This is a genomic window from Candidatus Colwellia aromaticivorans (assembly GCF_003333305.1).
Lineage (GTDB): Bacteria > Pseudomonadota > Gammaproteobacteria > Enterobacterales > Alteromonadaceae > Colwellia > Colwellia aromaticivorans.
The window spans coordinates 67,869-81,122 of sequence record NZ_QOLD01000098.1; the positions used below are offsets into that span (position 1 = coordinate 67,869).

11 protein-coding genes and 1 pseudogene are annotated in these 13,254 nt (G+C 36.4%); 6 read left to right on the forward strand and 6 right to left on the reverse strand.

Translation table 11 applies throughout. The annotated features are described in order from the left end of the window. Positions 1-5: 5 nt before the first annotated feature. The 3 genes and pseudogenes from rfbC to DWA31_RS16330 form a co-directional block, all read right to left on the reverse strand. On the reverse strand, positions 6-536 hold the full coding sequence (gene rfbC, locus DWA31_RS16320; protein ID WP_114327629.1) for a dTDP-4-dehydrorhamnose 3,5-epimerase: 531 nt from the start codon (positions 534-536) through the stop codon (positions 6-8). Between the two features lie 4 nt (positions 537-540). Beyond that, positions 541-893: pseudogene (locus tag DWA31_RS16325) on the reverse strand (sugar phosphate nucleotidyltransferase); the annotation flags it as partial. Between the two features lie 382 nt (positions 894-1,275). After that, on the reverse strand, positions 1,276-2,766 hold the full coding sequence (locus tag DWA31_RS16330) for a lipopolysaccharide biosynthesis protein (protein ID WP_114327630.1): 1,491 nt from the start codon (positions 2,764-2,766) through the stop codon (positions 1,276-1,278). A 173-nt stretch (positions 2,767-2,939) separates the two neighbouring features. Between DWA31_RS16330 and DWA31_RS16335 the strand changes: the two genes are divergently transcribed. From DWA31_RS16335 to DWA31_RS16355, 5 genes are read left to right on the forward strand one after another with little or no spacing between them, the layout of a single operon-like run. After that, positions 2,940-4,100, forward strand: coding sequence for a glycosyltransferase family 4 protein (locus tag DWA31_RS16335; RefSeq protein ID WP_114327631.1), 1,161 nt, complete (start codon positions 2,940-2,942; stop codon positions 4,098-4,100). A 14-nt stretch (positions 4,101-4,114) separates the two neighbouring features. Further along, positions 4,115-5,164 carry a glycosyltransferase family 4 protein gene (locus DWA31_RS16340; RefSeq protein ID WP_114327632.1) on the forward strand — a complete coding sequence of 350 codons (1,050 nt, stop codon included), beginning with the start codon at positions 4,115-4,117 and terminating at the stop codon, positions 5,162-5,164. Positions 5,165-5,187: 23 nt separating this feature from the next. Then, positions 5,188-5,430, forward strand: coding sequence for a phosphopantetheine-binding protein (locus tag DWA31_RS16345; protein WP_114327633.1), 243 nt, complete (start codon positions 5,188-5,190; stop codon positions 5,428-5,430). Between the two features lie 5 nt (positions 5,431-5,435). After that, positions 5,436-6,275 (forward strand): hydrolase 2, exosortase A system-associated, encoded by an 840-nt coding sequence (locus DWA31_RS16350; protein WP_114327634.1) that lies wholly within the window; start codon positions 5,436-5,438, stop codon positions 6,273-6,275. Continuing rightward, positions 6,268-7,155 carry a hydrolase 1, exosortase A system-associated gene (locus DWA31_RS16355; RefSeq protein WP_168427381.1) on the forward strand — a complete coding sequence of 296 codons (888 nt, stop codon included), beginning with the start codon at positions 6,268-6,270 and terminating at the stop codon, positions 7,153-7,155. Before DWA31_RS16350 ends, DWA31_RS16355 begins: the two co-directional genes overlap by 8 nt. 20 nt (positions 7,156-7,175) lie before the next feature. Here the strand turns inward: DWA31_RS16355 and DWA31_RS16360 are convergent, their stop codons facing one another. The 3 genes from DWA31_RS16360 to DWA31_RS16370 form a co-directional block, all read right to left on the reverse strand. Then, a complete protein-coding gene (locus DWA31_RS16360; RefSeq protein WP_114327636.1) occupies positions 7,176-9,572 on the reverse strand; it encodes a hypothetical protein in 2,397 nt (798 codons plus the stop codon). Between the two features lie 54 nt (positions 9,573-9,626). Further along, positions 9,627-9,815, reverse strand: a complete 189-nt coding sequence (locus DWA31_RS16365; RefSeq protein ID WP_114327637.1) for a hypothetical protein — start codon at positions 9,813-9,815, stop codon at positions 9,627-9,629. A gap of 113 nt (positions 9,816-9,928) precedes the next feature. After that, positions 9,929-11,479, reverse strand: a complete 1,551-nt coding sequence (locus tag DWA31_RS16370; RefSeq protein ID WP_114327638.1) for a polysaccharide lyase — start codon at positions 11,477-11,479, stop codon at positions 9,929-9,931. Positions 11,480-11,707: 228 nt separating this feature from the next. Here DWA31_RS16370 and DWA31_RS16375 point away from each other — a divergent pair, with 228 nt between their 5' ends. Next, positions 11,708-13,249 (forward strand): ArnT family glycosyltransferase, encoded by a 1,542-nt coding sequence (locus DWA31_RS16375; protein WP_168427382.1) that lies wholly within the window; start codon positions 11,708-11,710, stop codon positions 13,247-13,249. Positions 13,250-13,254: the final 5 nt, after the last annotated feature.

A 13,254-nucleotide genomic window follows, 5' to 3' on the forward strand; every position in this document is an offset into this window, starting at 1 on the left:
TTAAATTATAAATTTTTAAACAAGGTCGCAACTTTATCTTTATCTGATAATAGCACGTCTGTTAATGGCCATTTAATTCCAATATCTTGATCATTCCACATCAAGCTACCTTCATCTGAAGGGTCGTAAAAGTCTGTACATTTATATTCAAAATCAGCAATATCAGACAAAGCAACAAAGCCATGAGCAAAGCCTGGTGGTATCCAAAATTGGCGCTTATTAACTTCGGTTAATATTACACCTTCCCATTGACCATATGTTGGCGAATCTTTTCGTATATCTACCGCAACATCAAATACTTCACCTCGTACAACTCGAATGAGTTTTCCTTGTGGTTTCGTTTTTTGAAAGTGCAAACCTCTTAACACACCTTTACTTGAACGAGAATAATTGTCTTGTACAAAGGGTAAGTCAATACCAACAAGCTCTTGATAGCGGGTACTATGAAAAGTTTCTAAGAAAAAACCACGTTCATCACCAAATACTTTAGGTTCAATAATTTTAACTTCAGCAATTTTTGTGTCTATTATATTCACAGGGCTACTCTTCAATTAATGAGGCTAGATACTGGCCATAACCAGTTTTATGTAGGGTATTTTCTACGGTATTAATTTCTTCTTTAGTCAATCAACCTTGGTTGAAGCCAATTTATTCTAAACAAGCGACTTTCCACCCTTGGCGATTTTCAATGGTCTGAACAAAATGACCCGCTTCCATTAATGTATCATGCGTTCCTGTATCTAACCAAGCAAAACTACGACCAAGTAGTTTACATGCAAATCACCACGTTTTAAAAATGCATTATTTACCTCTGTAATTTCTAATTCACCACGAGAAGATGGTTCTATATTTTTTGCTATTTCGATAACATCGTTATCATAAAAATACATGCCTATGTAGATCAATCAGGAGCAATTCAAAATTGCTCGAAAACGTCATTCCAGTGGTGTTCTAGGCTGACGTCACATGGATGTGACTTATTCGAGAATGCAGGATGCACATTCTCCTGAATCTAAACTAAAAGACAATGGATCTTCGATAAAAGACTTCGAAGATGACGTTATCAATGAGCTCCTGAGTAAAGTGCATAGGCACGTAAAAATATAAACCTGTTACCGCATAATTTGATTACAGTTGATTTAGTGCTTGTAACAATAACTCTGCTTGATGATAGATCAACGACAATACTGGTTTTGTACCTGAATATACTCATCCCCCTTTGCTTCAGTAAACAAATCTTTGACATCTCGTTTCCATGGATAAATCACGATCAAATTATCCTTTACGCAATTTTCTCGCTATAAACATAAAAACTTTACCTTCAGTTGATGTTGATGGCTTTTCTCTTATTATCCAAAGTAAATATAAAGATGCTGTAAAGCTTATAGCGCCTGAAAATATTTTTATAAACATTAGTAATACGATATTATTGAATTCAAAAGTCGTGTATACCTCAGATATAGCAAAGATAGTAAGGACCATAACAACAACAGATACGGCAACATACATTATGTTGCTGATATAGCTTCTGATATCTAGGGTAAGAGTACGCATAGTTATTAGTAAAGGAATTGGATAATAAATAATGCTTGTATATAAAACTGCTTTTGCAGCGCCATTAATACCTTGTGATTGACTAAGAGGGATCAAAAAAGCAAAGAAAATAATCGCACGAATGGCACTTAGCATCGTTGTTAATCTTGGTTTCCCCAATGCCATGTATATGTACATATGATTAGTTGTTAAGGCGCTAAATATGCTTGCTAAAGCGATATACTCTATAATAGTTTGAGTCGACTCCCAGCCTTTTCCTAAAATGACGTGCGAAATTTCATAAGACAGCATGTATATTCCGATGCAGGCCGGTATTGTAATAAGTGCCGTTTGCCCTAAAACATCAGTAAATAATGTGCGTAATTTTATTAAATCTTGTTTCACCATCGAGTACCCAGAATACGATGACTTGTTTATTGCAGCACCGAATTCTGTGGAAGGCATTGCCGCTATTTCATTAGACACATTAAATAGACCAACATCACGCGACGCTCCCATATAACCCAGTACTATTTCGGTAGTGCGGGTGTTTAAATAATTTAGCCAAGCATTGACTATCATCCATTTTGAAAACTTGAAAATTTCGCCGATGTGCTTGAGGCATATAGTAGGTCTGAATGATGAGATATAATAGCTCATAACGACTGAAGTTAAAGCAGACACATATAAGCCAATAATTAATGCAAAGTAGTTTTGTAAATAAAAAGCGAATGAAATAGTAAATATAAAGGAAGTTACTTTTACGGTAGATTGTAACTGGAATAGTTTTTTAAATTGCATTTCCTTGTTAATTTTCATCATGCCTGGATTATTTAAAGCTTTGATGATAAATAATACGGAAAGTATCTTAGTTAACAATATCAATTTGGGTTCTTGGTAGAAATTTGCAATTGCTTCACTGCTAAAGAAAGTTATACCACACATTAAGCAGCTTACAATCATCCTAAAGGTCCATACTGTAGAATAATGTTGTTTAGTTGCATCTTTTGTTTGAATAATTGCAGCTTCAAATCCAAAAGCTGTCATTAGTTCTACTAACGCATAGAATGAGGTTGCTAGAGCAACTAACCCAAAATCTTCAGGGGCAAGTATACGGACTAAAATCAGGGTACTAACGAAAGCGATAGACTTAAGTACTAGTCTTAAATTAAGTAGCCAAAACATTCCTAAATTGACTTTTTTTGACACACTTTTTGAGCTAATATCGTTCAATCGTGATCCTAATTATATTTTCTATTACTTTAATTCTGGAAAAAAAGTATATGAAAGGTCTAGCCCATATATATATTTGAATTGAATATGTCTCTGATTATTCTTGGACAAAACAGGTGTTTAGCGTCATTATATGGCAAAATAAAGTTAGTTACAATTTTTGATATTGGTTTATGAAACACATTTTATTGACAAGTTATTCTGGTGCCCTTGGGGGCATGGAAATGAAAATGGCCGATGAAGCCAAATTGCTTATAGTTAATGGCTATAGGGTTTCTATTGTAATAAGTCAATTTTCAGGAGTAGAAAGCTGGGCTCATGCCTTGACTGAAAATGGCATTAATGTACATATTAGAGATATCCCCCCTTTTATTGAAAACTGGTCTTTTAGGCATGTTAATAAGCTAAAGGCTTTATTTTTTCATTATCGTTTTCTGAAGAAACTTAATGTTGATTTAGTTCATATTTATTATTGTTGGACTAGCTACGGTGGTTCAATACATTGGTTAGTTAGCCTACTTAATAAACCAATGGTAGTTAGTGTTCATAATACCTTTAATCAAACAGAGTTTACTCCTTGGCATATTCACCATTTTAAGGCATCTTTTGCGGGTGTTAAAGCTATTTATGCCGTAAGTAAATCTGCAAAAAATAATTATGATGAGTTAATGGGGGAATTGTTGACTTGTCCCGTACAAGTTATTGCTAATTGGGTTGATTTAACTCAGTTTAATACGATTTCTGATGTTAACGTGAATGTCAAATCACGTGAAGAATTGAGTATTTCTGAGCAAGATACGGTCATTGCTAGTGTTGCTCGGCTTGGAGAGCAGAAACGACCGTTGTACCTGCTCGATGTATTCAATGCGGTTCAAAAAAAATGTAGTAACGTTACACTGGTAATGATTGGTCAAGGTCCTTTAGAAAAAGAAGTAAAAAATAAAATTTCAAAATATCAATTAGAAAAAAAAGTTAAACTTATAGGCTTTACAGATAGAGTCGATAAGTACCTTAAAATGGCCGATATGCATTTGTTACTTAGTTTAAGGGAAGGATTTGGAATTGTTACCGCCGAAGCGATGGCTTGCGGTTGTGTACCTATTGTTACCGATATTCCTGGGTCAAGAGATGTTGTCATAAATTCAGACGTTGGTATTAAAGTACCTGTAGACGATTTAGAAAGCACAGCGACAACTATTTGTCAGTTAATAAATGATAGTGATAAGTTACAAGTTATGTCTAAAAATTCAAGTGTCTATGCTCAAGAGGCTTTTGATAAAGTAAAGTTATCTCAACAATTATTGTCATTTTATCAACGTGCTTTGATTGAATAAACGAAGGAGTTTGTATGAGAATCGCGTTAATTTCCTACCCTATGTTGTTTCAGAAAAAAGGGGGGTTGCAAATCCAAGTGCAAGAGACCTTAACGGCTTTGTGTGCTCTTGGAGTTGACGCTAAGATCTTTGATACACTTAACGATAAACTTGAAGATTTTGATATACTTCATGTTTTCGGTCTCGCAAATGGCAATGAAAGCATTATAAAGGTTGCTAAAGAATTAGGGCTAAAGGTTGTGTTATCACCTTTAGCCCGCTGTAGTTGGACCAAGGCACGAGCCCAAATTGCAAAAATCTCAGACAGAATAGTGGGTAAGTTGACTCATTGGCATGTAAAATCTGATTATGCGATGTGTAATGACGCTTATACACTAAGCGACTATGTTATTTTTCTCGGTGAACAAGAATATTTGTCAGCGACTTCTGCATTTAATGTAGATCAGACTGCATTTACCATCGTGGCTAATGGTATAAATCAGCGTTACTTTCAAACAAATGGTGATGCCTACAGAGAGAAGTATGCATCTAACTTATCGGTACCATTGATTCTTGTTGTTGGTTCAATTAACCAAAATAAAAATCAACTCGCTTTAGTTGAGGCGATGAAAGACTTTCCATGCCAAATACATATTATCGGACCATGCGTTAGTTCTGAGCAGAAAAACTTAGATCATATGGTAAGTTACCAACATGTGAAATACATAGGGTATTTAGATAATAACGACCCTATGTTGGCAAGCGCTTATGCAGCGGCAGATTTGTTTTGTTTACCAAGTTATCAAGAAGTACTACCGTTAACGGTATTTGAAGCGTTGGCCGCTGGAACGCCCGTAGCAGCGACGAATAATAGTGCTATTGAGTTTGCAGAAGATGCAAGGGCTTATGCCGAGTTTTCTCCTCAATCCCAACAGGATATTCGCTCAGTAGTAATAAATAGCTTACAGCAAAGTATGAGTAAAGAAGCATGCAAAATGTTAGTTGCAGATAAGAGCTGGCAAGCAGTGGCAGAGCAGCTTATGGCAGTTTACAATACTGTAAATAACGACAATTCAACAGAATAAATTATTAACAAAAGAGAAGAAGTATGACTTTAGAAGATATTATTGCGCTTGTTCAAGAATGTTTGCAACTTGATGATGTAAGCGATTTTGACCAAAATACCGAGTTACTAGGCTGTATTCCAGAGTTTGATTCAATGGCTATTGTAACCATTTTAACAACAATTGAAGATAATTATGGTGTCATGATTGAAGATGACGAAATTGATGCGGATGTATTTGAAACCTTAGGAACATTAATGGCATTTGTTCAATTGAAATTAAGCTAACCACGATGCAACCCCAGTTTCTCGATTCTAACGGTCAATCCATTTTTACGATTTATTTCCAAGTGCCTGAACATGTTAAGCATGTTAAAACACTTTTGGTGGTGCCTCCGTTTGCAGAGGAAATGAACAAAAGCCGAAAAATGCTAAGTGATTTTGCGCGCATGGCTTCTGTGATGGGAGTGGCGGTATTGCTTGTAGATTTATATGGAACCGGTGATAGCGAAGGGGAATTAGAACAAGCCACGTGGCAGCAATGGCATCAGGATGTTGCTAGCTGTTTAGCATGGTTACGGGAAAATACCCCAAACGTTGATATTGGACTATTGGGGTTAAGGCTTGGCGCAACATTAGCAATGGATATTACTTGTAAAAATGAAGCGCTCGATATTTCTGATGTGGTACTTTGGCAGCCCGTTATTAATGGTAAACAATTTGTAGGACAATTTTTACGCCTACGGCTTGCCGCTAGTGTTGTAACAAGTGGCGTTAAAGAGAGCGCTGCACAACTTCAACATATTCTAGCAGAAAGCGGAACGTTAGAAGTTGCCGGGTACATGCTAAATAGTCAGCTAATTAATGATATAGAAGCCATAAATCTATCAACAGTCAATCTAGCTACTGAAAGGGAAATACGTCTTACTTGGTATGAAGTGGGCATGCCTCCTAAAAAAGATTTGTTGCCAGTGAGCAAAAAATTGATTGATGTATGGCAAAGTGGTTCTCAGGATGTAGCCACTTTTTTCATAGCAGGCATTCCTTATTGGAGTACTCAGGAAATAGCTACGTGCGAAGCCCTTAGTGTGTCGACCCTGCACAATCTATTAGGTTTATATGAAAATGAATGAAACTCCTTTGGTGTTTACCAGTCAGAATAAACGTCTTGTTGGTATAATTCATCAACCGGAAGAAGCTTTTACGCAAGGTTTGTTATTAATTGTCGGCGGCCCCCAAACTCGTGTGGGAAGTCATCGTCAGTTTCTATTGTTGGCTCGTTCACTTGCAAAAAAAGGTATTGCTGTATTTAGATTTGATTACCAAGGCATGGGTGATAGTGAAGGGGAGTTAAGTGATTTTTATTCGGTATTGCCTGATGTTGACAATGCGCTAAAAGTGTTTGTACAACAATGTCCAACACTTGAACGAGTTGCTTTATGGGGACTATGTGATGCAGCCTCAGTTGCTATGGTCTACGCAGCATACTCTCCGCCAATAGTGGATCAGTTGATTTTGCTTAACCCTTGGGTTAGACAAACACAATCTAAGGCACAGGCAGTGCTAAAGCACTATTACCTAAAAAAAATAATGTCATCGCAGTTTTGGTGGTCTCTTTTTTGTGGGAAGCTTAATGTTGTTAGTAGTATTAAAGACGTTCTAGGGCAATTTAAAAAGGCCTACTTTTCTGGCTGTAGCAGTCAGCTTCAAGTTGAACAAAAAAAATCTATGCGCCAACTGCCTCAACTAACAGAGGACAATTACATAAGTTACATGCAACAAGGGCTTGAAGCATTCAATGGTAATGTCTCGTTAATTATGAGTGGTGAAGATCTAACGGCGAAAGAATTTGAGCAATTGATCAGTAAAGACGATAAGTGGAAACAGTGTATGAAGGATAAATGTTCAGCACGATTAGATGTGGCTGATGCCAACCATACCTTTTCAACAAAAGCGTGGCGAACAGAGGTTGAGCGTTTTACCTTACAAGTTTTAATAACTCATGGAAATTAAAGCGCATATACCGTCTATGTCTATAATTTCCCACCGAGAGTGAACGCTATTTTATATAAGGCACTTTTAGGTAGCTTGATATAGTTAAAGCCCAGTTGGATATCTATTATTAAATCTATACCTTGGCTCTTAATGTTGACTTTTTGCTTCTTGTTTGAAAAAAAAGCAATATATTTAATTGCCCTAGGAAACACTACGTTTGCTCTCGTTTCGAACATATTCCAGACTAAAAGAATGTTATCAAAAAGTTGAGCTTGTGCTCCGCTTGATTTAGTTTTATCCGGAGTTATCACTTTCGCATTCAATTTTCCAATTCGTGGTTGCATTGCGATCATAAAATGGTTGTTCATTCTACTTTGTTGTGGGGAAACTTCCATTCGCCACTCAGGGTTTTCAAACCATCGAAGGTCTTTCGATGTCTTCATATTGATGCCGTCTAATTTTGAATCATCACCGTCTACTTCAACATAAAACTTGTAATTAGGGCCTCCTACTAGATGAGTATTACTTAACTCGGGAGATAATATATCAATTCGCATAGTACTGTCGCCGTTTGAAATTATGCCATTATTTGCTGAAGTCTCTAAAATTCCATCATTGCTGTTTCCTTTTAATAAAGAAAGGTGTTTAAATTCTGGCTTGTTGATCGTGTGAAGTAACCATTTTACTTTGAAAAATGACGATGTAGTACGAATATTATCGTAAACGAAAATAATATCTAAGGCTTCTAAATAAGTCAGTGTTCTTTCAACCCTCTGTACTTTACCGCCACTATTCGATTCGTCAAAACGAATACTGTTGTATGCGTTAGTTAAGTCAGTTGTTATCGATGTGAATACACCGGGTTCATATTTGTAATTTAATAGCTCTCCTCCTTCAAGATGCATTCCTTGATACAAGTTTTGTTGCCAATTATCAAAGCTATATATTGAGCTGCCAGTCGGTATAGACAATCGCTGACCTCCCCCTGCTACATTTTGTTCAAACAGATGATTAGGCTTAACTTTCTCGTCAGGTTTTTGGATTAACAAACTGTTTTTGGCAATCGTTCTAATGGAGTAATTCAATCTATTTTTCGTTTTGGTGCTTCCATTGTAAACACTGCTGTTTAAGGCTAACGGTGCGCCTTTAAATATACTGAAATGACCGGCATCATAATGTTGATGGTGGGAAAATAAATGACCTGACCGAAAGCTCAAAAAGGTTGCATTAGGAGACCAATTACTCCTTACACTCATCTGATTTACATAGTTCTTACCAAATAGCTCACTGGTAGGAATTGATATTTCTTCATCACTTATCTCAGGCTCATGCCACAACAAAGGGAGCATCCATCGGTATCCCTTGTAATATGAAGTTTTGCCATACTTCTGTCGTATTAACCTAGAGTATTTTCTAAATACTATCTTGTTCGTGATTTGGGCGATCAGATCGATAACTTTAGCTGTTTCATCTTTCAGATCTATGCGTGGCCCCTCATCTCCCCAGCCTTCCATTTTAGTGTCGGGGCGAGTTAAATATACATGCCATAACCCGATTCTATAAATAGTATGTTTCACATCGGCTTGAAGTTTTTCGTCAGGTTGAGCATTTGAAAATGCTGACAATGCTAGTATCAATTGAAATGCTCTAGCATTGATCCAATAATTGTATCCTTCTGGCCATACTTCTGTAGTTGATAAGGCACGATATAAGTCTGACATATATCCAAACGCTCTTGCATACTGTTTTTTATATAAATTAATGTCTTTAGGAAGCATCGTAGCTAATAAAAAAGCGTTTGCAATTAGCGAAGACCGACCATGCCATAAAGATGATGCTTCACCATCTAACAAGGTTAAATATGACGTTAAAAGAGTAGACATTTTTCTATTTAATGCGCGGCGAATGTCTGCTGAAAACGATGGGGAAGCACTTGCCAAATCATATATCATTACAAAATGCCAAGCGTTTCCATACTCACTTTCTTCTTTTGGCAAAATAAATTTATAGTTAAGTAATGCATTTTCGAGGCGTTTGAAATGAAATTGTTCTGCATTAAATAGGTAACAATTAAGAATCTCGTTAATGCTCGTACTTTGACAATTGATACTATAGCCAGCATGATTTTTTTGTAGCGATGTGATACGTTCTTGATAAAATTTAGGAGAAACTTTACCATTCCAGAAACGTAACTCTTTTAAAAATAATTTAGGTGTAGGCGAACCGCTATTATGAGGAACAACCAAATTTGAATACCTAGCAGGATAGTTTACCAGCCTTTCATCTTGGTCGATGATTGTCAGTTTTCGGGCACTTTTGTTAATGAATTCTTTAAAAGTTAGATTATATTCATCCATCAGGGAGAAAGTTGCATAAATAGCTATAAATATAACGATAACACTTGTTGTTAGTAAAGTGATGCGTAGCTTTTTCAATGAATAATCCTTGCTACCTGTGTGTTTCAAGGTAGTTATCGTTTAAATTATTTACTAGCTTATAATGTTGTCTAGATTTAACTTATCTTGACTATGTAGTTTACTCAGGAGTTCATTAATACCGTCAGGACAATATGCTCCTGCATTGTCTAATAAACTACATCCATGTAGCGTATCTTCGAGGTGTTTTGTCGAAGAACCATTGTCTTTTAGTTTGGATGCAGGAGAATGTGCATCCTGCATCCTGCATCCTCGAATAAGTCACATCCATATGACGTCAGCTAAAACACCACTAGAATGACGTTTTTTGTCAATCTTTACTCTTTCCTAATTGATCTACATAGGCACGTAATTTATTAATATAGCGCTCTTATTGGTCCTATATATTCAGTAGCGATGACAATGTTATCGATATAAATTTCTTGAACCGTTTTAGGTTTTATTGTACCGCCATGATAGAAATCAATCCATACACTTTCTATCTTCAACGAATCTACATCTCTAAATCGAAAGTTTTTTCGACTATAACTAAGGATGCCGTCTACCCATACATTAAGCTCCCCATTTTTCTTGCCAAGTTCGTTTAGTTTTATATGTTGTTCAATGCAATACCATCGATTTTTAACCAATGAACTGCGAGCTGTACCCCACATAACCCCTTCGCCATAGCGGTTATTAAAGTCCGGGTGGTAGACATAGTTACCCAGTGGGGTTGTGCCTTCAAATGGCTCGCCATTAGGTACAGAGGTAGAGAAAAATCCCCTTGCAGACCAACCATTCGTGCCATTTACTTTTCTACCTCCCCAACCGGCTTTATTATAGGTCCCAGCTATCCCAGGGAATTTTCCCCCTAAAGTTGAGTCCCAATTATCACCCAAGCGGATGTAATACCGAAAATACAAAGATAGAGGTTCGTAACCAATCAGTTCTTGTAACTGGTATTTACCCGTGAAGGCAAGATTTTGTCTGGGATTAAATTCTATCGCAAGGGAATCACCAATTAATGGTGAATATTGATTGTCAGTATCTTCAGGCTTGGCTATATGGTAGCGTGCATGGCGCCTAGTATGGGTAATCTTTTCTAGCCAATAGTCGTTGTCAAAGTCTTCAGTAATAAGTACTTTGAGATTGTTAAGCATGCCGAAATCTTTGTGATATTGTTCCGCTATACCGTATTCAACGCTAGGTTCGTCCGGCAGGGGGGCTACCTTATAGACTTCTATCGTGACCTCTCCTCCTCTATGTTTCCCATATTTAGTTAGTATAAGTTTAGCTGAGACAACGTCAGAAGGATTGAATGTTAAAGTTGACAGATCGAAATATAGTAAATTTACGCTGTCTTTGTTGAAGGCAAGGTGACTTAAATGTCCTGCTGAATGACGAGATGCTCGTGATAATGTGGTGTCGAGCACAGCATCTAGTAAATACTTGTTCTTTTGTGTATTGATTTCTAATTTAGGTGTGGCTTCTTCGCTTTCATGACTACGGACACGAAAGCGACCATTTTTTTTGACCTTGTTGTGCAAATAAAAACCGTTATTGTCAATTGACTGATTAAGCCATTGAGTGACTGTTGTGGTTACATCCAATGAAATTATAAGATCGTTATTTGGTGAAATGACTTTGCTCGAAATGAACTTATTACCTTGCTGAGTTCCGGTTCCATCAAGCCAATCCCCCATTTTATTCTGCCACTGAATTGAGTTTGACTTACTTGCATAAGTATCAGTCGCTCCCTTGGGTCTATTAACATTTCCTTCCGTCCAATAAGTTTGATTGCTTTTAGTTTCCAGTATTAATGGTAATATTTTGGGGGAAGGTGGAATATATTTTTCATTCGTAGCTTCACTACAGCCATTGAGTGATAAATTTAATAATATCAGTGTAATAAATAACGTACGATACATGCGGCGTTCATTAAATGAAATAAAATTGATTATAACTAACCCTGCAAAATTTTAATAATAAATTTTGATTGTAAATTACGTAACAGTTAATATAAACTTTGATGTTTGCGACTAACCTATTATTTACATGATTAGCACGTACGTGTAATACAAGAGCTTATAGCGCCAGTTTCTTTAATAATGATTTTTCTAAATTGTTCGGCTATAAAAATAAAAAGGATGTTAGTAATGCCAAAAGGTGGTGCTCCACTTTATCTCGATAAAAAACTATTCGGTGTAATTATACTTGCCATATTATATAGATTAGTCTTTTATACTGGGATTTTTGGTTCGGATGAAATGACGTATAATGGGGCTGCATTAGCATTTCTTAATGGCACTAACGATCAGGCAAGTTATATTGGTGCACTACGCTATGGTATTAATATTCCAGTCGCGGTGTTTTTTTTAATTTTTGGTGTAAATGAGTGGAGCGCCAATAGCTGGTCTTTCATTTGTTCAATTCTTGAAGTTGCACTGGTTTATATCTTTGCGTTGCGAGTATTTGGTGTTCGTACTGCTTTATTCGCAGGAGTTATAATTGCAACAACCCCTTTACATGTGCACTATGCGGGTCGCATGATGGGTGATGCAGTATTAGCTTTTTTCTTATCGTTATCTATATTTCTCTTCTATTTTGGTGAAAAGCACGAATCGGGCAAGTTATTCTTTGGCAATGGGCTTGCTCATGGGTTTATTTGGTTTGTAAAGTCGGGCGTTGCCGTACTTGCTACGCCAATCATCGTTTTGTATGCATTAGCGACTAAGTCCTTCAGTAACAAATGGATTTGGATTATAATCGGCGGCTTAACTGTTTTTTGTCTACACTTATTATTGATGTGGAAAATCCACAATGACCCGTTATATTTGTTTGATGCAATTACAAATTCGATGAATAAGCTGTCTAATAGCGATACGACGACTCCTCCTATATTTTACCTTAAATTAATGTTTATCGATCTTAGGCACATTTGGTTGTTAGGATTAATGGCGTCTTTGGGTGTTGTACTTTTATATAAGCAAAAACTACTAGCGCAAAAGCAAGTTAAGTTAATTGTGATATGGTTTGTGTTCATGCTTTTTATTTTATCAGCTTTACCTTTAAAACAAGCTAATTACACACTTATTTTTGTTGCGCCTATGTCAATTCTAGCTGGCTTTTTTTTATCAAAACAATCAAGATCATATTTTCGATTCACCTTGTTCATTTGGCTTTCTGGTGCGACTCTGCTTAGCGGTTTAGAGCAACAATCCATTAGGAATTTTGTTGCTAATAGTAATGGAATTGCTGAGTTTTCCCAAGAAAACCCTAGCCAACCTATATATGTTAATCAAAGAAATAAGAGTGTTATGCTCTCTATGACATTTATCAACAACAATCTTAAAAGACCTCAACATGTCATTGTATTTGATGATTTATTGGAAGAGAGTGACTCCATTGGAAATATCCCCTTGGACGCTTATTTGATTTTTGATAACGAAACCGTTAAAAAACCATTTAAAGTGGTAAAAAATCGATTTATGAGTGCAGGTTACCAATTAGCGTATATTGAGGATATTGAACCTAAAGGTTATGGTATTGGTTTGTTTTTTATTAAAGCTATATATCAAGTCAGTAAGTTGATTTTACCGAGTTCAATGGAAACTAAGGTTCTTCCTTTTATAAAAAGCTACGAAGAGCCTAAACGTGCGCAAATATTTAAAATTAGTCGTTTAGCTTCAAAGTTGTAAGTAAT

Coding starts and splice junctions, on each gene's coding strand:
- DWA31_RS16335 (WP_114327631.1), top strand. CDS start 2,940: ATGAAACACATTTTATTGACAAGTTATTCTGGTGCCCTTGGGGGCATG.
- DWA31_RS16340 (WP_114327632.1), top strand. CDS start 4,115: ATGAGAATCGCGTTAATTTCCTACCCTATGTTGTTTCAGAAAAAAGGG.
- DWA31_RS16345 (WP_114327633.1), top strand. CDS start 5,188: ATGACTTTAGAAGATATTATTGCGCTTGTTCAAGAATGTTTGCAACTT.
- DWA31_RS16350 (WP_114327634.1), top strand. CDS start 5,436: ATGCAACCCCAGTTTCTCGATTCTAACGGTCAATCCATTTTTACGATT.
- DWA31_RS16355 (WP_168427381.1), top strand. CDS start 6,268: ATGAATGAAACTCCTTTGGTGTTTACCAGTCAGAATAAACGTCTTGTT.
- DWA31_RS16365 (WP_114327637.1), bottom strand. CDS start 9,815: ATGCAGGATGCACATTCTCCTGCATCCAAACTAAAAGACAATGGTTCT.
- DWA31_RS16370 (WP_114327638.1), bottom strand. CDS start 11,479: ATGTATCGTACGTTATTTATTACACTGATATTATTAAATTTATCACTC.
- DWA31_RS16375 (WP_168427382.1), top strand. CDS start 11,708: ATGCCAAAAGGTGGTGCTCCACTTTATCTCGATAAAAAACTATTCGGT.